The sequence below is a fragment of the Limosilactobacillus galli genome (assembly GCF_947381495.1).
Classification (GTDB): Bacteria; Bacillota; Bacilli; order Lactobacillales; family Lactobacillaceae; genus Limosilactobacillus; species Limosilactobacillus galli.
The window spans coordinates 49,880-71,188 of the sequence record NZ_CANCWK010000005.1 but is presented as its reverse complement, the minus strand read 5'-3'; the positions used below and the strand labels follow the sequence as shown (position 1 = coordinate 71,188).

General features: G+C 51.0%; 20 protein-coding genes and 1 pseudogene. 8 read left to right on the top strand and 13 right to left on the bottom strand.

What is annotated here, in order from left to right:
- Positions 1-246 precede the first annotated feature (246 nt).
- Complete coding sequence (locus QOS10_RS02350; RefSeq protein WP_283593441.1) at positions 247-1,386, bottom strand: glycerate kinase; 1,140 nt, start codon at positions 1,384-1,386, stop codon at positions 247-249.
- A gap of 60 nt (positions 1,387-1,446) precedes the next feature.
- Positions 1,447-3,234, bottom strand: a complete 1,788-nt coding sequence (gene aspS, locus QOS10_RS02345; protein ID WP_283593440.1) for an aspartate--tRNA ligase — start codon at positions 3,232-3,234, stop codon at positions 1,447-1,449.
- Positions 3,235-3,597: 363 nt separating this feature from the next.
- Here aspS and QOS10_RS02340 point away from each other — a divergent pair, with 363 nt between their 5' ends.
- Complete coding sequence (locus QOS10_RS02340) at positions 3,598-4,446, top strand: fructosamine kinase family protein (RefSeq protein ID WP_283593439.1); 849 nt, start codon at positions 3,598-3,600, stop codon at positions 4,444-4,446.
- A gap of 50 nt (positions 4,447-4,496) precedes the next feature.
- Here the strand turns inward: QOS10_RS02340 and dtd are convergent, their stop codons facing one another.
- The 6 genes from dtd to QOS10_RS02310 all read right to left on the bottom strand — a co-directional run bounded on the left by dtd (position 4,497) and on the right by QOS10_RS02310 (position 9,687).
- Positions 4,497-4,934, bottom strand: a complete 438-nt coding sequence (gene dtd / locus QOS10_RS02335; RefSeq protein ID WP_283593438.1) for a D-aminoacyl-tRNA deacylase — start codon at positions 4,932-4,934, stop codon at positions 4,497-4,499.
- Between the two features lie 10 nt (positions 4,935-4,944).
- Positions 4,945-7,182 carry a RelA/SpoT family protein gene (locus QOS10_RS02330; RefSeq protein WP_283593437.1) on the bottom strand — a complete coding sequence of 746 codons (2,238 nt, stop codon included), beginning with the start codon at positions 7,180-7,182 and terminating at the stop codon, positions 4,945-4,947.
- 23 nt (positions 7,183-7,205) lie between these two features.
- Entirely contained in the window at positions 7,206-7,538 is a 333-nt protein-coding gene (locus QOS10_RS02325) for a hypothetical protein (protein ID WP_283593436.1), read from the bottom strand.
- 71 nt (positions 7,539-7,609) lie between these two features.
- On the bottom strand, positions 7,610-8,362 hold the full coding sequence (locus QOS10_RS02320; protein ID WP_283593435.1) for a 16S rRNA (uracil(1498)-N(3))-methyltransferase: 753 nt from the start codon (positions 8,360-8,362) through the stop codon (positions 7,610-7,612).
- Positions 8,362-9,324: a 50S ribosomal protein L11 methyltransferase gene (gene prmA, locus QOS10_RS02315; RefSeq protein WP_283593433.1), complete on the bottom strand. Its 963-nt coding sequence runs from the start codon at positions 9,322-9,324 to the stop codon at positions 8,362-8,364. The genes QOS10_RS02320 and prmA overlap by 1 nt, the downstream gene beginning before the upstream one ends.
- A gap of 63 nt (positions 9,325-9,387) precedes the next feature.
- Positions 9,388-9,687: a hypothetical protein gene (locus QOS10_RS02310; RefSeq protein WP_283593431.1), complete on the bottom strand. Its 300-nt coding sequence runs from the start codon at positions 9,685-9,687 to the stop codon at positions 9,388-9,390.
- Positions 9,688-9,872: 185 nt separating this feature from the next.
- On the opposite strand from QOS10_RS02310, the gene QOS10_RS02305 reads away from it, so the two are divergent.
- From QOS10_RS02305 to QOS10_RS02280, 6 genes and pseudogenes are all read left to right on the top strand, one after another.
- Positions 9,873-10,049, top strand: coding sequence for a hypothetical protein (locus tag QOS10_RS02305; protein WP_283593430.1), 177 nt, complete (start codon positions 9,873-9,875; stop codon positions 10,047-10,049).
- Between the two features lie 145 nt (positions 10,050-10,194).
- Positions 10,195-11,157: an L-lactate dehydrogenase gene (locus QOS10_RS02300; RefSeq protein WP_283593428.1), complete on the top strand. Its 963-nt coding sequence runs from the start codon at positions 10,195-10,197 to the stop codon at positions 11,155-11,157.
- A gap of 78 nt (positions 11,158-11,235) precedes the next feature.
- A complete protein-coding gene (locus tag QOS10_RS02295) occupies positions 11,236-11,622 on the top strand; it encodes an ASCH domain-containing protein (protein ID WP_283593427.1) in 387 nt (128 codons plus the stop codon).
- Positions 11,623-11,669: 47 nt separating this feature from the next.
- Positions 11,670-12,041 (top strand): LapA family protein, encoded by a 372-nt coding sequence (locus tag QOS10_RS02290; protein ID WP_283593426.1) that lies wholly within the window; start codon positions 11,670-11,672, stop codon positions 12,039-12,041.
- Between the two features lie 214 nt (positions 12,042-12,255).
- Entirely contained in the window at positions 12,256-12,453 is a 198-nt protein-coding gene (locus QOS10_RS02285; protein WP_283593425.1) for a hypothetical protein, read from the top strand.
- A gap of 506 nt (positions 12,454-12,959) precedes the next feature.
- Positions 12,960-13,831: pseudogene (locus QOS10_RS02280) on the top strand (IS30 family transposase).
- A 151-nt stretch (positions 13,832-13,982) separates the two neighbouring features.
- Here QOS10_RS02280 and lepA read toward each other — a convergent pair.
- From lepA to hrcA, 5 genes are all read right to left on the bottom strand, one after another.
- Positions 13,983-15,818, bottom strand: a complete 1,836-nt coding sequence (lepA, locus tag QOS10_RS02275; protein ID WP_283593446.1) for a translation elongation factor 4 — start codon at positions 15,816-15,818, stop codon at positions 13,983-13,985.
- 115 nt (positions 15,819-15,933) lie between these two features.
- On the bottom strand, positions 15,934-17,091 hold the full coding sequence (gene dnaJ, locus QOS10_RS02270) for a molecular chaperone DnaJ (protein WP_283593423.1): 1,158 nt from the start codon (positions 17,089-17,091) through the stop codon (positions 15,934-15,936).
- A 118-nt stretch (positions 17,092-17,209) separates the two neighbouring features.
- The gene (gene dnaK, locus QOS10_RS02265; RefSeq protein WP_283593422.1) at positions 17,210-19,087 is read right to left on the bottom strand and encodes a molecular chaperone DnaK; all 1,878 of its coding nucleotides are present in this window, start codon (positions 19,085-19,087) and stop codon (positions 17,210-17,212) included.
- A 37-nt stretch (positions 19,088-19,124) separates the two neighbouring features.
- Positions 19,125-19,706: a nucleotide exchange factor GrpE gene (gene grpE / locus QOS10_RS02260; RefSeq protein ID WP_283593421.1), complete on the bottom strand. Its 582-nt coding sequence runs from the start codon at positions 19,704-19,706 to the stop codon at positions 19,125-19,127.
- 12 nt (positions 19,707-19,718) lie between these two features.
- Positions 19,719-20,768, bottom strand: a complete 1,050-nt coding sequence (gene hrcA / locus QOS10_RS02255) for a heat-inducible transcriptional repressor HrcA (protein WP_283593420.1) — start codon at positions 20,766-20,768, stop codon at positions 19,719-19,721.
- A 133-nt stretch (positions 20,769-20,901) separates the two neighbouring features.
- Here hrcA and QOS10_RS02250 point away from each other — a divergent pair, with 133 nt between their 5' ends.
- Complete coding sequence (locus QOS10_RS02250) at positions 20,902-21,273, top strand: hypothetical protein (protein ID WP_283593419.1); 372 nt, start codon at positions 20,902-20,904, stop codon at positions 21,271-21,273.
- The last annotated feature ends 36 nt before the right edge of the window (positions 21,274-21,309 follow it).

Sequence of the window (21,309 nt, the reverse complement as noted above, 5' to 3'; positions counted from 1 at the left end):
ATGACTTTTAAGTTTTTATTCTCAGTTAAAAATGGTTTGTCAGGTTTTAAGTGAGGATCCTTGATTCCAGTCCAAAAATTGATATCATTAGTCATGAGGAATATATCCTTTCTAAAGACAACCGAGGTAGTTATGGGGATAACATAGGACGGTTGTCTTTTTTATTTTTAAATCAATGGTACAGCAAGTAACAAAAAACGATAAAGATAAGAATTCATCTTATCCTTACCGAATATCATAGAACCGTTATTTTCGACAGCCTTTGATCAACCGCGCAGCACTTTCAGCGGTCTGGGCAATATCTTCAGACGCATCGACTATCGCCTGACTGAGATCCTTGGCCCCGGTTGGCGTGGCAAAGATGGCGGTGAAATCATCATTCAGAGCCGCCACTCCCTGACCAATGCTTCCTGCTAGCGCAATTACTGGTACTCCCGGAACCACCCGGCGGGCCAGCCGGGATACCCCGAGTGGCGTCTTGCCAAATTGAGTCTGAAAATCAATCTGCCCCTCGCCGGTAAAGACAAAGTCCGCGCCCGCTACCTGACGGGCAAAGTCTGTAAAGCGAAGTACCAAGTCGACTCCCCGATGAATCTCAGCCGCCGTGAAGGCCAGCAGGCCAAAGCCAAGGCCGCCGGCAGCCCCGGCACCCGCAACATTAGCCGGTGAAAAACCACAGTCGCGTTTTACCACCGCTGAGAAGTGACCAAGGTTCTTATCCAGGGTTGCAACCATCTCGGGAGTGGCCCCCTTCTGCGGCCCAAAGACCCGGGCAGCTCCCTGCTCACCAGTCAGCGGGTTGGTAACGTCGGAAGCCAGAAGAATTTTTACCCGTGATAGGCCCGGCGCCAGCTTGCTGGTGTCGACCCTGGCCAGACGACCCAACGCACCGCCGCCGTGGGGGAGCTCATCCCCGGCGGCATCCAGCAACTTGACGCCCAACGCCTGAGCCATGCCGGCACCACCATCAACCGTGGCACTCCCACCCAGGCCGATGATGATCTGCTTGACACCCCGGGAGATGGCATCCAGGATCAGTTCGCCCGTCCCATAGGTGCTCGTCACCAACGGATTACGGTTCTGATCGTTGACAAACTGCAGGCCACTGGCAGCCGCCATCTCAATTACCGCTGTCTTACCATCCCCCAGAAGACCGTAGCTGGCAACGGCGGGCCGGTCAAAGGGATCATGAACCGTAGCTTGAATTGTCTGACCCCCGGTAGCATCCACCAGGGCCTGCACGGTTCCCTCGCCCCCGTCAGCCATCGGTACTAACTGATAGTCCGCGTGGGGAAAGACCCGACGAATACCTGTCGCCATGGCGACGGCCGCTTCCTTGGCGGTCAGGCTGCCCTTAAAGGAATCCGGCGCAATGACAAATTTCACTTTAATCCTCCCTTTCAAAATAAAAGGATCCAGGAAAAACCTAGATCCTCAACTTAATTACTATTTATCCAGCTTGTAGTCGACGTCCTTGCCGAACTCAATCTTCAGGTCATCAAGCTGCTGCTGGCTGACCTTGCCTGGGGCAGCCGTCAGTGGTTCCACGGCCTTGGAGTTCTTTGGGAAGGCGATCACGTCACGGATGTTGTCTGACTGGGACAGGAACATTACCCACCGGTCAAGGCCGATTGCCAGTCCTCCTTCAGGCGGCATCCCCAGCGTCAGGGCCTTCAGCAGGAAGCCGAAGCGGGCCTCGGCGCGTTCCTTAGTGTAGCCCAAGGCCTTCAATACCTTCTCCTGGACCTTTGGATCGTGGATACGGATGGAGCCCCCACCGATTTCCTGACCGTTCAAGACGATGTCGTAACTCTGGGCATGGGCCTTGTGCGGGTCTTCACCATCTTCTAAGTAGTGCAAGTCCTCAGGGTTCAGCATGGTGAATGGGTGGTGGGCCGCAATCCACTTGCCAAAGCCTTCGTCGTATTCAAACATTGGCCAGTTGACAACCCAGACGTAGTTCCACTGGTTTGGATCGGTCAGACCGAGTTCTTCGCCAAAGTGACGCCGCAGGTAGCCCAGTGAGTCGCAGACCACGTGGAAACTCCCGGCAACGAAGAGGATCAGGTCCCCGCTCTTGGCACCCAGCTCTTCATTGATGGTATCTGCCTTTTCCTGGAGGAACTTAGCAACTGGACCATTGTAGCCGTCGTCCGTTACCTTGACCCAGGCCAGGCCCTTGGCACCGTAACGCTTGATGTAATCTTCCAGCTTGGAGATGTCCTTCCGGGAGTACCTGTCAGCCCCGCCAGGAACTGCGATGGCCCGAACATAGTTGCCGTCAGCAACCGTACCGGAGAAGACCTTGAAGGAGGAATCCTTAACGATGTCGTTCAGGTCGTGGATCAGCATGCCAAAACGGGTATCTGGCTTGTCGGTCCCGTACTTATCCATGGCGTCTTGCCATTCCATCCGCGGGAATGGCAGCTTAACATCAATGCCCAGAACTTCCTTCATAACGTCCTTGATCAGACCTTCCGTCATGTCTTGGATGTCCTGTGGTGTTGCAAATGACATTTCCGTGTCGACCTGGGTAAATTCTGGCTGCCGGTCACCACGAAGGTCTTCGTCACGGAAGCACTTAGCGATCTGGTAGTACTTGTCAACCCCGGCGGCCATTAGCAGCTGCTTAAACAGTTGTGGTGACTGTGGCAGGGCGTAGAAGTGGCCAGGGTAAACCCGGGAAGGCACGATGTAGTCCCGGGCCCCTTCTGGCGTTGACCGGGTCAGATCAGGTGTCTCAACGTCCAAAAAACCGTTCTTTTCGAAGTAACGGTGGATGACGTGGGTAACTTTGGACCGCAGCATCAGATTTTTCATCATTTCCGGCCGCCGCAGGTCAAGGTAACGGTACTTCATCCGCAGGTCTTCGGAAGCATCCACGCCGTCCGTGATATCGAATGGCGTCGTCTCGGACTGGGCCAGGACAGTCGCCTTCTCTACGGCAACTTCGACCTTCCCCGTCTTCATATCAGGGTTGATTTCCTTTTCGGCCCGTGGCTGAACCTTCCCCGTAACTTCCAGGACATACTGGTTCCGCACCGCATTGGCAACCTTAAAGGCCTCCTGATTTTCCTTTTCATTGAAGACCAGCTGAACGATTCCTTCCCGGTCCCAGAGATCAATAAAGATCAAGCCACCGAGGTTACGCCGCTTGGCAACCCAGCCCTTTAAGACGACCGCTTGACCAATCAGGTTTTCGTTTGTGTCTCCACAATAATTGGTTCTCTTCATTCCTATGTACTCCTTTTTATCCATAAAATAATAAAAGAGCACCCCTGCGTCCACAAGGGTGCTCTAATGCACGGTACCACCTTGGTATCAACTCAATGATAACGTCAGCGAACTGACGGGACAAACGTCCAACCACAAAAAGCGTCAATCGGTTCTCCGCAATATGGGCTTCCACCATCCCCACTCGCTAGTACTTTGAAGGCACCGAGCATTCTTTTATTACTGGTTATGAATATCAAATTTTCATTTTTACCTTACTCGTCCCCACCCCGAATGTCAATATCTTACCCTCAATTTCCCGCTTTTGCGTCCGGCAGTGGCGGTCGCTATAATTGACGTGAACAACCAAAGGAGTGTGGTTTTATGAGTACGTTAAATCATCAATGGTTCCAACAGCTGCCGTTCAAGCATCTCGAAAGCTTTCAACCCGTCAGCGGCGGTGACATCAACGAGTCCTACCGCATTGAAGCGGACGGGCAATCCTACTTCATCAAGATCCAGCCCAACCAGCCGGCAAAGTACTTTCAGCACGAGATCAACGGTCTGAAGGCCATTGGGAAGGCCATCAATACCCCGACCCCCATCCACAATGGTGAGATCAATGGCAACGCCTACCTGGTGCTGAACTGGCTCGACGAGAGCGCTGGCAGCCAGGCCGAACTTGGCCAAGCCGTCGCCCACATGCACCAGCAGTACAGCACCAACGGTCAATTTGGCTTTGTCGACAACCACCGCACTAAGACCCTGGTTAAGGACAATTCCTGGAATGACAGCTGGAAAGACTTCTACATCAACCAACGGCTCTTACCCGAGGTTCAGGTTGCCAGTGACCGCGGCCGGTGGAACCGGTGGCGGCAGGAACACTTCACCCAGATGGTCCACCAGTTCAGCGACTACTACCAGGATCACACGGTGAAACCCAGCCTGCTCCACGGTGACCTGTGGGCCGGCAACTTCATGTTCGCCAACGACCAGCCTTACCTCATTGACCCCGACGCTGTCTATGGCGACCGCGAATTTGATCTCGCCATGACGACGGTCTTCGGCGGCTTCGACGAATCGTTCTACCGGGCCTACGCCGCTACCTACCCGTTCACCCCGGGAATCAACGATCGCCTGCCATGGTACCGTTTCTATTACCTCTGCATGCACCTGGTGCTCTTCGGCGAGAGCTACGGTGGCGCCGTTGATCAGATTCTTTCTCAATACTAGTCCAGACAAAAAACTCTGTGATCCGCCAATTCAGATCACAGAGCTTTTTCTTATTTCTCGTAAATGATGGTGGTGGGCCCATCGTTTTCCAGGTCCACTTTCATGTCCGCGCCAAAGCGACCGGTCTCGACATGGACCCCCGTTGCCGCTAACTTCTGGTTGAAGCGCTCATATAACGGTTCGGCAATTTCCGGCCGGGCCGCCCCAGTGAAGCCGGGACGGTTACCGTGCTTCGTATCGGCGTACAGGGTGAACTGGGAGATCGACAGGATGGCCCCGTCGACATCCTTCAAGCCTTTGTTCATCTTCCCGTTCTCGTCCTCAAAGACTCGCAGGTTGACGATCTTGTGGACAAGGTAATCCAGTTGTTCATCCCCGTCGTCGGGCGCAAAACCGACCAGGAGCATGTAGCCCTTAGCAATCTTACCTACGACCGTGCCATCAATTGACACTTGGGCATGATTGACCTTCTGTAATACAACACGCATTTTCTTCCTCCTAGCGAATAACCCGCTTGACAACGTAAACGTCCCGAATGTTCTTCAGGCCGTTCATAATCAGTTGCAGCTGTTCCAAGTTACGAACCCCGATCGTCAGACTGATCGTTATCTTCTTATTGTGGTCGACCTTCCCGTTGACCGAGTTCAGGAAGCGGGTACTGTTATTAATTGACCGCAAGACATCGTTGAGCATGCCGTTCCGGTTATATCCCTGAACCTCGATATCGGCATCGTAGTTAGTCTTATCGCCATGCGGGTTCGCCCAGTAGACACTGACGATCCGCTGACCACTCTTCTCGGCAGCTTTGATGTTCGGGCAGTCCTTGCGGTGAACGGAGACCCCCCGGCCCTTGGTGATGTAACCGATAATCTCGTCACCAGGGACTGGATCACAGCAGCGGCTGAGCCGGACAAGCAGGTTGTCCACTCCTTCAACCACGACTCCCTCGCTGGAAGCCTTGGCCTGTTTCTGCTTAGCCCGCTCGTCAGGCTTCTCCAGGGTCTTGTGTTCCTCGAGAAGGGCGCGCTGGGCAGCCGCCTGCCGGTCGTCCTCTTCCTTCTGCCGGATGTCAGCCGTGAAGCGGTTCCGGACCCCGACTGGTGCCAGGTCACCAAAACCGATGGCCGCATACATATCATCGGCGGTGCTATAGTGCATGGCCTGAGCCACGTCAGCCGCCTTCTTTTCCGTCATTAATTCAAACGGATCATAGCCGGCTTCACGCAGCTCGTTTTCGATCATTTGTTTACCCTGCTCGATGTTCTGCTCCCGGTAATGAGCACGGAAGAACTGGCGAATCTTATTCCGGGCCCGCCGCGTCTTGACCATATCGAGCCAGTCCCGGCTTGGCCCCGCCGATGATGGTGAGGTTAGAATATCAACAATTTCACCGTTCTTGATCTCGTAATCCAATGGGACAATGCGGCCGTTAACCTTGGCCCCGGTCGTGTGGTTACCGACCTCGGTATGGATTTGGTAGGCCATATCCAGCGGACCAGCGCCCTTTGGCATCTCGATAACATCGCCCTTCGGTGTGAAGGCATAAACCTTATCGGTGAAGATGTCGCTCTGGACACCCTGCATGAATTCGTCCGTCCCATTACTCTCCTGCCGCAGTTCGAGAATTTCCTTGACGACGTTAAGTTTCTGACTATCCCGGGTCTGTTGGACACCATTAGTCTTACCTTCCTTGTAGGCCCAGTGCGCGGCAACCCCGTATTCAGCCACCTCGTGCATCTTGTGGGTCCGGATCTGAACTTCCAGCGGCCGTCCCTCAGGCCCGATCACCGTGGTGTGCAGCGATTGGTAACCATTGGTCTTCGGCATCGCAATGTAGTCCTTGAACCGTCCAGGCATTGGCTTCCAGTTAGTGTGAATGGCCCCAAGTACCGCATAACAATCCTTGATGGTGTCGACAACCACCCGGATCGCCAGCAAGTCATAGATCTGGCTGAACTGCTTGTGCTGCGTCACCATCTTGCGGTAGATCGAGTAGATATGCTTAGGTCGCCCGTAAATCTCAACATTTGGTCCCAGCTTCAGGTCGCTCAGGGCATCCTTGATCAGGTCGATGGCATTGTTGATGTAGTCGACCCGCTGGTCACGTCGGGAGTTCATCAGGTGAACAATCCGGTAGTACTGCTGCGGGTTGAGGTAGCGCAGGGACAGGTCCTCCAATTCCCACTTGATCGTGCTGATCCCCAGTCGGTCAGCAATTGGAGCGTAGATCTCCAAGGTTTCGTTGGAGATTCGCCGCTGCTTGTCCGGCCGCAGGTGCTGCAGGGTCCGCATGTTGTGCAAACGGTCAGCCAGCTTGACAATCATCACGCGGATATCCTTGGACATCGCCAGGAGAAGTTTCCGGTGGGTCGCCGCCATCTGCTCCCGGTTAGATTTGTAGTGAATCTTGCCTAGCTTGGTATCACCGTCAACAATCATGGCGATTGTTGGGCCGAACAGCTCCTTAATGTCACCTAGGCTCGCGCCAGTATCTTCCGCAATATCGTGGAGATACCCTGCGCAAACCGTTTCCGGATCCATCTGGAGGTTAGCCAGGATCCCGGCAACCTGAATTGGGTGGATAATGTATGGTTCCCCTGACTTCCGCCGTTGATCATGGTGACAGATCGCAGCAAAACGGTAGGCCTTCTCGACCAATGCCACGTGTTCATCATTCATATAGGAAGAAACCATCTTGCGCACGTCTTCGTGCGTTAACTCTTTAACTTGTGACATTATCAGTCCCCCTTCGGTCAAAATTACTTCTGTTGACCAGCCCAGGACAGGTAGCTCACTGCCCAGTACGCAGGTGCAAAGTAGTAGGTATAGTGCGGCATAAAGAAATAGGCTGCTAGCAGGAACAGCAGTGGGAAAATCAACAGATTAAAGACTCTCTGCTGACGCCGCGCAACATGAACGCCAATCCAAATGCTATAGATTCCATTGACAATTAGCAGGAACCAAACGACCCAGTGTACCCGGGTCAGCATCGGGATCCGGTCCGTCAAGACGGGAACCAGCATGCCAAAGACGATTCCAAGAATCCAGAGCAGCTTATCAAACGTTTGCCATTTGCTTTTGAAGATTGCCATTTCACAACACCTTAACTATCTAATTTTACTTTTATTGATTTTTCTAATTGTATCACAATCCTGCATAATCATTAACGATGATTAACCGCCAGCTCACTGGCATAGGAAACCGCCGCCAGGAAGTACAGGGGCGCCGTCTCTGTCCGCAGGATCCGGGGACCCAGGCCAACTGGGACTACCCCGACCGCCTGCATCTGTTCAACTTCCTGACTGGTCAAGCCGCCCTCGGGGCCAAAGATAGCTACCAGCGATTGCCCCGGCGTCATCCCGGTCAACACTTGGTGAAGCGCTCTGGTCTCGCCCTGCTTGGCCGACTCCTCCCAGGCAACGACCCGATGATCGGCCGGATTTTCTGCCAGGGCCGTTGCGAGGTCGGGAGCATAGGCAACCTGGGGCTGCCGGTTGCGGTGGGATTGTTCCGCCGCCCCATCCGCAATCTTCTGCAGGCGGGCCAATTTTTTGGTCTGCTTCTGCTTAGCCCAATGACTGATTGACCGTGCCGATTCAAAGAAGACGATCTTATCGGCCCCCAGTTCGGTGGCTTTCTGGACAATCATCTCCGGCTTCTCCTTGGTCTTCGGGAGGCCGCAAAGCAGGGTGACCCGCAACGGCAACTCGCTATCCCGGTCGAGGTCCTTGACGATCTGGATCTGGGCTGGTGATGTCGTCGTCACCGTTGCCAGGTACACCCGATGATCAGCTAGGACCACTTCTATCTGGCTACAGGCCTGGGCACGCATGACAGTAACTAGGTGGTGGGCAACGTCCTTAGGCAATTCGATCTCTTTTTGGTCAGCTGGCTGATTGATAAAGTAACGCTGCATTATTCTTCATCCTCCGCCGGCTTGTGAGCAATGATCCCATGCCAATCACCCATCTTAGTTTCGCTGTCAATGACAAAGGATTGGTCGAGCATCTTCCGCCGAACCATGGCGGCCTTGTCGTCGATGATCCCGGATGCCAGGAAGTAGCCGCCGGGCTTCAGGTTAGCAAAGGCCTGCGGGATCAGGGGCACAATGATCTCTGCCAGGATGTTGGCGACCACCACATCAACTTGTGTATGGATACCATCAAGGAGGCTGTTGACGCCCACCTTGACGTCCTTAGCCACCGGATTGAGATCCAGGTTCTTCTGGGCCGACCGGACGGCTACTTCATCGATATCGTAGGCCTGGACATCCCCGGCCCCTAATTGCTTGGCAGCAATACTCAAGACACCGGAGCCCGTTCCAACATCGATCAGGGACTCGCCACCACGGATGACATTTTCCAGCGCCTGCAGGATCAGCTTGGTCGTCGGGTGGGTTCCCGTTCCGAAGGCCATTCCCGGATCCAGCACCAGGAGCTTCTCCTGCTTCTGTGTTGGCTGGTAGTCCTCCCACTGAGGGACAATCGTTAATTCGTTGGTAACTCGTAGCGGGTGGTAGTACTTCTGCCAAACCGTTGCCCACTGTTGGTTGTCGACCACTGCAGAGGTAACCTCATCCTCGCCAGGATTCAGGCCATAGTCATGCAACTTGGCAACCCGTTGCCGGATTGTCGGCAACAACTCGGGAACAAAGGTCTTAGCAGGGAAATAGCCGGTTACGGCCGCTCCCGAAGTACGGTGCGGAATGGTGGCCGGATCAACGATCTCACCATGTTCCCCATACTTTCCCGGCTTGAGGTTGGCAAAGTCGGCGGCATCATTAATCTGGACTCCCTGGGCCCCCTCGTCAGTTAAAATGTAGCTGACCGCCTCAACGGCCTCGCTTGACGTAATCACTGTTACTGCTGTCCAATCCACTTAAAATCCTCCTTAAATAAAAATCGCGGCCAAAAACAATGGTCACGATAGTTCTACGATCACCTATTCCGCGTCATCATCATCGGTACGTGATCGTTCATCTTCCCGCCGTTTTTCCTTTTCCATGTGGTGCTTCAGGTAGTCGATCAGGTCGGCCTCGGTCAGGAAAATCCGCGGGTGATGTTGATGATGAAGTCGGACGTCAATTTCATTGATCTTCAATCGGCCCGTCCAGGTATGAGAATACCGAATGATCACCCGATTGTTTAACCTGTGTTTACCAAACCGAAAGACATAGACGTGCTGCGGCGTCATCATTGGACGAATGTACTCTTTTTTATACATTAAATCATTCTCACGCATAAACTGCTTCGTTCGATTCAGAATGGTAACCACCTCCTCCATCGTATATTCGCGGCTAATTAGCCATTTAGATAACTATATTCTATCACAAGGTTAAGAAAGTGCCAAAATTTAATTCATCTCCTTTCCTTTCCTTAATAGTGAGTGATATACTGCTAGCAATCTTGAATATATGGAGGAAAACAATGGGTATCTTAATCACGTTACTCGTTCTGTGGCTCCTATGGAAATTAGGGATATTCACCCTTAAGATTATCGGGATCCTCTTCCTGGTCCTGCTAGTTGGCACCCTCGTTCACGCTCTGCTTTGGCCGATGATCGTGGTTGCCCTCCTGGTAGCCGGTTACGGAGCCCTCAACTAAAAGATTTACTAAATTCATCTAAACTTTTTAACAAAATTGAATCTTATTTCACAAATTTATAGCTTTTTTCACAAGGAATGCTATAATCGAATACGAGAGGAAATTCTCAAAATAGCACATATAGGATGAAAGGGAGACTTAAATTATGTCTAAGAATCATCAAAAAGTTGTTCTCGTCGGTGACGGTGCCGTTGGTTCAAGTTACGCTTACGCAATGGTACAACAAGGTTTGGCTGAAGAATTAGCCATTGTTGATATCAACAAGAAGCGTGCTGAAGGTGACACTTTGGACCTTGAAGATGCTACTGTCTTCACTGCCCCAAAGAAGATCTACGCCGCTGACTACGATACTTGCAAGGATGCTGACCTGGTAGTTATCACTGCCGGTGCTCCTCAAAAGCCAGGTGAAACCCGTCTTCAATTGGTTGACAAGAACCTCAAGATCATGAAGTCCATCATCGAACCAATCGTTAAGTCTGGTTTCAACGGTGTATTCCTTGTTGCTGCTAACCCAGTTGACATCCTGACTTTCGCTGTTCAAAAGCTTTCTGGCTTCCCAAAGAACAAGGTTATCAGTTCCGGTACTTCACTGGACTCCTCACGTCTGCGGATTGCCCTTGCCAAGCTGTTTGATGTTGACCCACGCGACGTTATGGCAAACATCATGGCTGAACACGGTGATTCAGAATTCGCTGCTTACTCCAGCGCTACTATCGGTGGCAAGCCACTCCTTGACATCGCTAAGGAACACAATGTTTCCATGGATCAATTGCTTAAGATCGAAGACGATGTTCGTAACAAGGCTTACGAAATCATTAATCGTAAGGGTGCTACCTACTACGGTGTTGCTACCTGCTTGATGCGGATTTCTCGTGCTATTTTGCGTGACGAAAACGCTGTTCTGCCTGTTGGTGCTCCAATGAGCGGTCAATACGGTGTCAACGAACCTATCTACCTTGGTACTCCTGCCGTTATCAACGCTAATGGTATTGCCAAGATCATTGAAGTTCCACTTGACGAACGTGAACAAAAGGCTATGGATGCTTCTGCTGCTGCCCTTACTAAGGTTGCTAAGGACGGTTGGGCAAAGCTTGAAGGCAACAACTAATTCAATTTAGTTATACCTAATCCGTTAAAGCGGCTGGTCAGCTGACCCGCCGCTTTTTTCGTTTAAGAAGGGAGAATCATGAAAGCTTTATCGATTCGTTCCGACTACGTAATGGACATCTTTAAGGGAACTAAGACGATCGAATACCGCAGTTGGTCGACTAACTACCGGGGTGACCTCCTGATCTGCGGCACCGCCAAGAAGGTCCACGGTGGCGTCCCCGGCTATGCCACCTGTGTTACCAAGGTCGTGGGGACTGAACAATATGGGGAGCGAGACTACGGTTGGCAACTGGCGCCCTTTGGCCCTGGAGGCTCCTATTGGATTAACCCCCTCCCCGTCAAGGGTCAGCTGGGGCTCTTCAACGTTGATGACCGACTGATTGTCCCGTCACCAGTTACCGGCCCCAATGATCCAGGCGCCGGACGCTGGTTTGATCAGGTCATCGCCCCACTGATCTATTGAAATGCTATACTAGATTTATCAATCTATATGAAAGAAGCTTAGAACTCATGAAAAAGCAATCAACGATGATTGTCTCAATCATCCTGCTCATTATTTTTGTCATCTTCGCACTGCTCAACACTGCCCAGGTCGAGGTTAACCTCCTCTTTGGCAAGATCAAGATGCCTTTGGTCCTGCTAATCCTCGTCTGCATGCTGATCGGGGCATTGATCATCTACCTCTTCTCCTTCTCCAACCACCTCAAGGTCAGCAAGGAGCTGAAGGAGTTGCAAAACCAACCCGGCAAGCCCGAGGTTGATAAGCTGAAGAAGAATGTTAAGCAGCTGCAGGCTGAGAACCAGCGGCTTAAGAAATCTTTGGATGCTAAGGAGATAGCTGTGCAGGGAACACAGCCTTCGCAGCCGACGGTGAAGGATTAAAAATTGGAAGCAGAATACCGAATTATTTGTACGGTACCCGGTATTCTGCTTATTTTTTTGCAATAAATGAACCTTGACTATCGTATAATATAGCTAAAGGGAGCATTTAAACTTAAAGTACAGTAAAATCACATGCTCAAAATGCTCAATGGTTGTCTAGAACCGGCGGAAGTATTTCTCATAACTATTCATCAAGAGAAAGGAAGCAACGACAATGGGACTTCTATCATCACGCAAAGAGAAAATTAAAAAGCTAGATGACGACCTCAGCGATTTCGATTCCGAACTTCTTTACAAGAAAGCTCTAAAGTCAGTTTATGAAGGAGCCAAGTCAACCAACGCGCAGTTTGCTGAGTTCCTCGTCCTCCACCACGACCTGCAAGAGATCAAGAAGGCAATTGAGAAAAAATAAGTTGATCGTTATCAATAACAACCAGTACGAAGATCGTCAGTTCGATAACAAGATCTCCTTTCTTTCTGGAGTACTTTTGTTTCCATCAGTATCATCCCCATTAACACAAACATATCGCTAAATGAAAAGCAGACCAACACTCCACTATCCTGGTCCATAGGAAAATTGAATATTGGCCTGCTTATTTTCAACTAGAAATATCACTTATTATCCAATTACTCATCGGTCTTCAGAAGTAAACGGGTGAGTCGAGCTAACTTTAGACTAATTATATTAGGCCGTAATAACCACGTCACTATAGAAATCTATTGGCTTCAGCCAAATTATAACTAAATTAACAAGATATTAGTCATGCCTTTTCACTTAGGTAGATTGTAAAATTTAAGTTGCACATATTAGTGGACAGAAAAACCCATCAAGGTCTTTAACGGTGTTACCACAACATTCCATTAGAAAGAAGGACCTTTACGGGCACCACTATTTTATCATTTGAAGACCGCGTTGTCATCGAAACACTTCATCATGAAAAGCACTCACTTCAATATATTGCCGATTATTTAGGCTTTAGTAAAACCACTATCTTTAATGAGGTTCATCGCTTAGCTGGTGAGTATCACGCAGTTAAGGCTCAAACTGACCATGAAGTTAAACGTCGTAAAACCATCATAACGACTAACCTAAAGCGATTAATTGAAGAAAAATCAAGATTCAAAAATGGTCAATTGAACAAGTGGCTCATGTAGTTAGAATTGCCTACAAAACCATCTATAACTGGATTGATCAGGGGCTACTGGATATTAATGTGACTGATTTACCTGACCATGGTATTCGTCGCAAACGAGCTAAAGAAACCCGTGGTACTTTTAGTCATGGACGTCCCATCGAAGATCGTCCAGCTGAAATTTCTGATCGTAATACTTCAGGTCACTTCGAAGCTGATACAGTTTTATCTGGAAAACGTAAAAGTCAAGCAGTAGCTACGTTTGTCGAGCGTAAGAGTCGGCTTACCATCGTTAAACGGCTTAATGGACGAGATAGTACTTCAATGACCAAGGCTATTTTAGAATTAGCTAACCAGTTAGGAGATAATCTTAAGACCCTTACTGTTGACCATGGGAAAGAATTCGCCAACTACAATTTAATTAAAGAACAGACCGGTGTTCCGCTGTACTTTGCGCACGCTTATTCGCCACATGAACGAGGCAGTAATGAAAATCGCAACCGAGTACTACGCCGCTTCATTCCCAAAGGTCAACCGATTGATGAGATTACCGATGATGAATTGATTCAAATTAACTGGTCTTTGAATTCCCGACCACTCAAATGTTTAAATTGGCGAACACCGATTGAGATCTTTTTGCGTAATCTGCGTTACTAAATTTGTTCAAGTTATTTCTTGCAATCTGCCATCTAATAAAAAAGTAGATCAATATTCTATTCTTCCCTTAAAATACCACGTAAGGGAAAACCATTAGAATATTGGTCTACTTTGTGATTTTAAGAGATTACAAACACCGTCATATCAACGATCACTTATCATCTAATTGCTCATCGGTCTTCAGAACGGCCATAAAGGCTTCCTGCGGGATATCAACCTTACCGACGGCCTTCATCCGCTTCTTACCACGCTTCTGCTTTTCCAGCAGCTTGGCACGCCGGTCGGGGTCCCCGGTGTGGATCCGCGCGGTAACATCCTTCCGGTAGGCCTTGATGTTGGTCCGAGCGATGATCTTGGAACCAATGGCCGCCTGGATCGGAATCTCGAAGTTCTGCCGTGGAATGATCTTCTTCAGCTTCGAGGTGATGTCCCGGCCACGCTCAGCCGCAAAGTCCTTGTGAGCGATGAAGCTAAGAGCATCGACCTTATCCCCGTTCAGCAGGATATCGATTTTAACCAGGTTGCTTAGCTTGTAGTCATCGATCTCGTAGTCCAGGGAAGCATACCCACGGGTCGAACTCTTCAGCTTATCAAAGAAATCAAAGATAATTTCCGACAACGGAATATGGTAGATCACGTTGACCCGGGTGTCACTGAGGTACTCCATCGTGTCAAAGATCCCCCGCTTCCGCTGACAGAGTTCCATAACGGGGCCGACGTAATCATTCGGTACCATGATTGAGGCCCGGACGTACGGCTCCTTAATGTCCTTGATTGAGGAAGCATCCGGCATCTCAGCCGGGTTCTCGACCTCCTTCATCGATCCGTCCGCCAGGTCAACGTGGTAGGTAACGGATGGCGCCGTGGTGATCAGGTCGAGGTTAAACTCCCGCTCCAGCCGTTCCTGAACCACATCCATGTGCAGAAGGCCCAGGAAACCGCACCGGAACCCGAAGCCCAGCGCCTGAGACGATTCTGGTTCAAAGGTCAGCGCCGCATCGTTCAGTTGCAGCTTCTCCAGGGCATCACGCAGGTCGTTGAACTTGGCATTGTCGGTTGGGTAAAGCCCAGCGTAGACCATCGGCGTCATCTGCCGGTAACCTTCCAGCGGCTTCTCCGTTGGCCGGTCAGCGTTGGTAACCGTATCACCGACCCGGGTATCCTTGATATCCTTGATGGCGGCGGTAATGTAACCAACGTCCCCCGCCATCAGGACGTCACGGGCCAGCGGCTTCGGTGAGTTGATCCCAACTTCGGCAACCTCGTACTCGGTTCCGCTGTTCATCAGGCGAATCTTATCGCCCTTCTTGACGGTCCCTTCAAAGACACGCACACTGAGGACCACCCCGCGGTAGTCATCGTACTTGGAGTCGAAGATCAGGGCCTTCAACGGCGCCGTCAGATCGCCAGTTGGTGCGGGCACGTCCTTGACGATCTTCTCCAGGACCTTGTCGACCCCCAGGCCCGTCTTGGCGCTGACGTCCACGGCCTCACTGGTGTCCAGGCCGATTTCGTCCTCGATCTGCTTCTTGGTCCCCTCCGGATCAGCGGACGGTAGGTCGATCTTGTTGATCACCGGCAGAATCTCCAGGTCGTTATCCAGGGCCAGGTAAACATTGGCCAGCGTCTGGGCCTCAACCCCTTGGGTCGCGTCGACAACCAGGAGGGCACCCTCACAGGCCGCCAGGGAACGTGACACCTCGTAGGAGAAGTCCACATGCCCTGGGGTGTCGATCAGGTGGAAGATGTAGTCCTGGCCGTCCTTGGCATGGTAAGTCAGGGCCACGGCATTCAGCTTGATGGTAATTCCCCGTTCACGCTCCAAGGGCATGTCATCCAGAATCTGGTTCTTCATCTCACGCTTGCTGATCGAGTCGGTCATCTCCAGGATCCGGTCAGCCAGTGTGGACTTCCCATGGTCAATATGGGCCACAATTGAAAAGTTACGAATGCGCTTCTGGCGCGCCTTCATTTCATCTAGACTCATTGTCATTTTCTACGTCACTCTTTCTACGAAAATACTATTTCTAGTATAACAAACTCCCCGCAGGGATGAAAAGACAAAAGGACGGCTGCTGCAACAGTCGTCCTTAATTTATCTTTTAACGGTCTTCAAAGGCGTCCTTGAGCTTATCTAAGACGGACTTCTTGACTCCCTTAACGTTCTCACCACTGGCTGCGGCGAAGGCCATCATCGCCTCACGCTGCCGCTTATTCAGGCTCTTTGGTGTCCGCACGTGAACCGTTACGTGCTCGTCACCGTTGCCGTTGCCATTGAGGTGCGGAACCCCCTTGCCGCGCAGGCGGAAGTTGGTTTCGGACTGGGTGCCGGCAGGGATCTTCAGGTTAACGTCACCGTGAACGGTCTTGACCTTGACCTCATCACCTAAAGCAGCTTGGGCGAAGGAGATGTCGCGGTCAACATAGATTGTGGAACCGTCACGACGGAAATCCCGACTCGGCGTTACCCGGAAGACGATGTAGAGGTCCCCGGCTGGGCCACCGTTGGCACCGGCGTCACCCTGGCCCTGGAGCCGCATCTGCTGACCATCGTCAACCCCGGCTGGAACCTTAACTTCCAGTTCGTGCTTTTCTTGAACGTGACCAGTACCGTGGCAGGTTTCACAACGGTCTTCCGGCTTGATCACCTTACCAGTCCCGTGACATTCTGGGCAGGTCGTCTGGGATTGCATGTTGCCCAGCGGCGTCCGTTGAACGGAAACAATGAAGCCTCGCCCGCCACAACGTTGACAGGTGGTTGCGGACTTGCCCGGCTTAGCACCAGTTCCGTGACAGGTTTTGCACTGTTCGTCACGGTCGTACTTGATAGTGGTGGTCTTACCGAAAACCGCATCCATGAACTTCAAGGTCATTGCGTATTGCAGGTCACGACCCGGCCGTGGTGCCGTCGGATCCTGCCGCGTCCGGCCGCCACCGCCGAAGAACTGGCTAAAGATGTCATCAAAGCCGCCAGCACCGAAGCCCTGGTTGAAGCCGCCCTGGCCACCGCCAAAGCCGCCGAAGCCACCAGCACCGGCCTGCGGACCAGCCGAACCGTACTGATCGTATTGGGCCCGCTTCTGTTGGTCACTCAAGACATCATAGGCTTCGTTGATCTTCTTGAACTTCTCTTCAGCGCCGGGAGCGTGGTTGACATCCGGGTGGTACTTCGCCGCCAAACGCCGGTATGCGTGCTTGATATCCGCTTCAGACGCGTCTTTCGAGACACCTAAAATGTCATAGTAATCTTTTTCTGCCATATATATCCCTCACAAGTTGATTTGGTTTAGTTATACCACAACTGGCAAATGAAAGTAAAAGCCAAAGTCCTCAAACGATGGCCTTTGGCTTCTACATTACTTTTGTCAACAGTTGAGATTACTTCTTGTCGTCAGGCGTTACATCCTTGAAGTCACCATCAACGGTGTCACCATTGTTACCATTCTGGTTGTTGCTACCGTTGTTGGCACCACCATTGTTCGGGTTAGCACCGCCCTGAGCGCCACCTTGGGCACCTTGAGCCTGCTTGTAGAGCTTGACACTGAGGTCTTGGATAACCTTGTTCAAAGCATCCTTCTTGGCCTTCATGTCATCGAGGTTGCCGCTTTCCTTGGCCTTCTTCAGGTCATCACGGGCACTCTCAGCCTTCTTAATGTCTTCTTCAGGAACCTTGCCCTTGACTTCCTTCAAGGTCTTGTCGACTTGGAAGAGTTCTTGGTCGACTTCGTTCTTCAGGTCAACCTCTTCCTTCTTCTTCTTGTCGGCTTCGGCGTGTTCTTCGGCATCCTTCTTCATCCGTTCGATTTCTTCATCGGACAGACCGGAGTTGGACTTGATAACGATCTTTTGTTCCTTGCCAGTACCCATGTCCTTAGCAGAAACGTTAACGATCCCGTTCTTATCAATATCGAAGGTAACCTTGATCTGAGGAACACCACGAGGAGCAGCAGGAATGTCCGTCAGCTGGAAGTTCCCTAAGGTCTTGTTATCAGCTGCCATTGGCCGTTCACCCTGCAGAACGTGGATGTCAACGGCAGATTGGTTATCAGCAGCCGTAGAGAAGATTTGACTCTTGGAAGTTGGGATGGTTGTGTTCCGGTCGATCAGTTTGGTGAAGACCCCACCCATGGTTTCAATACCAAGTGACAGTGGCGTAACATCGAGCAGAACAACATCCTTAACATCACCGGTCAGAACCCCACCTTGGATAGCAGCACCAAGGGCAACGGCTTCATCAGGGTTAATGGAGTGGTTAGGTTCCTTACCAGTTAATTCCTTAACCATTTCTTGAACGGCTGGGATACGAGTTGAACCACCGTTAAGGATAACTTCGTCGATGTCGTCGAATGACAGGTCGGCATCCTTCAGGGCGTTCAGAACTGGTTGCTTCGTCCGTTCAACCAGGTCATTAGTCAGTTGGTTGAATTGGGCACGAGTCAAGGTCTTTTCCAAGTGCAGTGGGCCGTTTTCACCAGCGGAAATGAATGGCAGACTGATTTGAGCTTCTTGAACACCAGAAAGGTCCTTCTTAGCCTTTTCAGCGGCATCCTTCAACCGTTGCAAAGCCATCTTATCCTTAGAAAGGTCAACGCCGTTTTCTTCCTTGAAGCCTTCGATCAGCCAATCCATGATCTTTTGGTCGAAGTCGTCACCACCCAGGTGCGTATCACCGTTCGTGGAGAGAACTTGGAAGACACCGTCACCTAATTCCAGGATGGAAACATCGAAGGTCCCACCACCGAGGTCGTAAACCAGGATCTTTTCATCCTTGTCCTTCTTGTCCAGGCCGTAAGCCAGGGAAGAAGCAGTCGGTTCGTTGATGATCCGTTTAACATCCAAGCCCGCAATCTTACCGGCATCCTTAGTGGCTTGCCGTTGAGCGTCGTTGAAGTATGCAGGTACCGTGATAACGGCCTTGTCAACCGTGTCACCGATGTAGTCTTCGGCGTACTTCTTCAGGTATTGCAGGATCATTGCGGAGATTTCTTGTGGAGTGTACTTCTTGCCGTCCACTTCAACCGTGTAGCCGGCCTCACCCATGTGACTCTTGATAGAAGAAATCGTGTTAGGGTTCGTGATTGCTTGTCGCTTAGCAACTTCACCAACTTGGGTTTCGCCGTTCTTGAATGAAACAACGGATGGCGTTGTCCGGCTCCCTTCTGGGTTAGTGATAATCTTTGGTTCGTTACCTTCCATAACGGCAACGGCGGAGTTAGTAGTACCTAAGTCAATACCAATAATCTTATTGCTTGCCATAGTTTTATTCCCTCTTTTTTATAAAATTAAATCTTAGTTATTGTGCCACAACAACCATTGCTGGCCGTAAAACACGATCCTTAAGCTGGTAACCAGCTTGCAGAACCTGGACAACCGTGTCGGCCTGCTGTCCATCCTTGACCGGAACGGTTTGGACCGCCTGGTGAAGGGTTGGATCAAATGGCTTGCCCTCGGCTTCGATCTCGGTAATACCGTGGTCAGTCAAGGCGTTGATCAGGTGGTCATGAACCATCTGAATGCCCTTCTTCAATTGCTTGCCATTCTCGTCGGTGACCTCAATCGTCAATGCGCGCTTGAGGTTGTCCAGGACTGGTAAGACGGACTTGGCCAGGTCTTGACCATCGTACTTCAGAAGTTGGGCCTGTTCCTTCTTGAAACGGGTCGTCATGTTTTGAATTTCGGCCTCGGCACGAAGGTACTTGTCATCCTTCTCATCCAGTTGCTGCTTAAGGTCCTTGATTTGGGCTTTTAATTCATCAACCTGACTGGTTGCTGATTCTTTTTTATCTTTATCATCTTTTTTAGGTGCCTGCTGAGCAGTTTTCTTTGCCTGGTCTTCAGACTGCTGAGCCTGCTTTTCATTCTTCTTTTCTGCCAATTAACTCGCCTCCTATGAATCATAGTAATGCCGATAAAAGTCCAAGAGACGCTTGGCCAGTTCCTGACGAAAGGCATTTACTAGCCCAATCGTCCGGGAGTACGGCATCCTGGTCGGCCCCAGCACGGCAATGATTCCCTTGCCATACTGGTCAACATCATAGGTTGCCGTAATCAAACTGTAGTTATCGAGCACCTTGTCTTTTGAAATCTCGGATCCGATGCGAACGTTGACCCCGTCACCGGCTTTACCGGTATCGAGCAGGTGTGAAAGCTCATCATCATGATCCAACAGACGATACATGGTCTGCAACGCCTGCGGGTCCCGGGTATTCGAGAAATCCAACAGGTTTAATCGGCCGCCGATAAAGAACTGCTCGCGAGCAGCCTTTGATACGACGTTGTCAAAGAGATCCAGGAAGCCATCCGCACTGTGCATGTAGTGCATGATCCGTAACGGAATATCGTCATTCAGCCGTCTCATAACATCGGCCAATGGTAGCCCAACCAGCTGGTCATTGATCATCCGGATCACGGCCTGCAAGGCATCCAAGTCGAGGTTGCGCGGCAGCGTAAATGCCTGACTCTCAACATCCCCGCTATCCGTTACCAGAATGGCAATAACTTTATGGTTGCCAAGCGGTACGAGGCGAAAACCGCTGAGCCGGACATCCGCCTGCTCAGGCTTAAGGGTAAACGCCGTGTACGAGGTAAGATTTGATAAAATATCAGCCGAGTGCGAGATGATCTCATCAATCTTTTGGAAACTCGTACCTAGCGAGTTTTGAATAACAACCAGGTCATTGTCCGTCACCGCCTTTGGGTCCAGGAGGTGGTCAACGTAGTAACGGTAGCCCTTCTTGGAAGGAAGCCGGCCGGATGAAGAATGCTCCTTCAAGATCAAGCCCGCCTTTTCCAGGACGGCCATCTCGTTACGCACCGTCGCAGAACTCACCTTAAATGGCAAGTCCTCCGCCAGATGCCGTGACCCCACCGGTTGACCAGTCGACGTGTATTGACGTACAATCGCTTGCAGGATCTTGTTTTGACGCTGTGTTAGCATTTTTATCACTTCCCCTTTTAGCACTCTTTAGGGTCAAGTGCTAAACACACTGTATAATATACCAATCAGGGCCTTAAAAGTCAAGAAATGTCAAAATAATTGTCAAAATAATTTGTAAGGAGATTTTCTAGCAATGAGTAACGATGATCACCGCTATATTCAGCCCCATAACGCGAAGGAGGCCATGGAGGTCATCCAGCGGCTCTTCAACAAATACCGCAATGCCCCGCTGACGAACGAGCTGCTCGCCTACCACAATAACCTGGTTTACCGGCTGCAATCAGACATCAAGGAGGCTGCGCAAAAAGAGGGCAACCCGGACCGGCTCAAGGAGATCGACCAGATGACCGACATCATGCGGTCCTGGACCAACCTCAGGCTGACTGGCCACCCCTTTAACGGTAAGATGCGCCACTTCCGTCTGATCACGGATGATGGGCCCAAGTTCAAGCGTCGGGTCCACAAGATCCACCAGGGCGGCGGCCACCGGGCAAGTCGCCACTAATATTATTACTAAATCAAATTACGCCTACCCAGCAGA

Bases quoted from the DNA above. Each gene is read 5' to 3' on its own strand.
- aspS (WP_283593440.1), bottom strand. From the start codon at position 3,234: ATGAAGAGAACCAATTATTGTGGAGACACAAACGAAAACCTGATTGGT.
- QOS10_RS02340 (WP_283593439.1), top strand. From the start codon at position 3,598: ATGAGTACGTTAAATCATCAATGGTTCCAACAGCTGCCGTTCAAGCAT.
- dtd (WP_283593438.1), bottom strand. From the start codon at position 4,934: ATGCGTGTTGTATTACAGAAGGTCAATCATGCCCAAGTGTCAATTGAT.
- QOS10_RS02330 (WP_283593437.1), bottom strand. From the start codon at position 7,182: ATGTCACAAGTTAAAGAGTTAACGCACGAAGACGTGCGCAAGATGGTT.
- QOS10_RS02325 (WP_283593436.1), bottom strand. From the start codon at position 7,538: ATGGCAATCTTCAAAAGCAAATGGCAAACGTTTGATAAGCTGCTCTGG.
- QOS10_RS02320 (WP_283593435.1), bottom strand. From the start codon at position 8,362: ATGCAGCGTTACTTTATCAATCAGCCAGCTGACCAAAAAGAGATCGAA.
- QOS10_RS02310 (WP_283593431.1), bottom strand. From the start codon at position 9,687: ATGCGTGAGAATGATTTAATGTATAAAAAAGAGTACATTCGTCCAATG.
- QOS10_RS02305 (WP_283593430.1), top strand. From the start codon at position 9,873: ATGGGTATCTTAATCACGTTACTCGTTCTGTGGCTCCTATGGAAATTA.
- QOS10_RS02300 (WP_283593428.1), top strand. From the start codon at position 10,195: ATGTCTAAGAATCATCAAAAAGTTGTTCTCGTCGGTGACGGTGCCGTT.
- QOS10_RS02295 (WP_283593427.1), top strand. From the start codon at position 11,236: ATGAAAGCTTTATCGATTCGTTCCGACTACGTAATGGACATCTTTAAG.
- QOS10_RS02290 (WP_283593426.1), top strand. From the start codon at position 11,670: ATGAAAAAGCAATCAACGATGATTGTCTCAATCATCCTGCTCATTATT.
- QOS10_RS02285 (WP_283593425.1), top strand. From the start codon at position 12,256: ATGGGACTTCTATCATCACGCAAAGAGAAAATTAAAAAGCTAGATGAC.
- lepA (WP_283593446.1), bottom strand. From the start codon at position 15,818: ATGAGTCTAGATGAAATGAAGGCGCGCCAGAAGCGCATTCGTAACTTT.
- dnaJ (WP_283593423.1), bottom strand. From the start codon at position 17,091: ATGGCAGAAAAAGATTACTATGACATTTTAGGTGTCTCGAAAGACGCG.
- dnaK (WP_283593422.1), bottom strand. From the start codon at position 19,087: ATGGCAAGCAATAAGATTATTGGTATTGACTTAGGTACTACTAACTCC.
- hrcA (WP_283593420.1), bottom strand. From the start codon at position 20,768: ATGCTAACACAGCGTCAAAACAAGATCCTGCAAGCGATTGTACGTCAA.
- QOS10_RS02250 (WP_283593419.1), top strand. From the start codon at position 20,902: ATGAGTAACGATGATCACCGCTATATTCAGCCCCATAACGCGAAGGAG.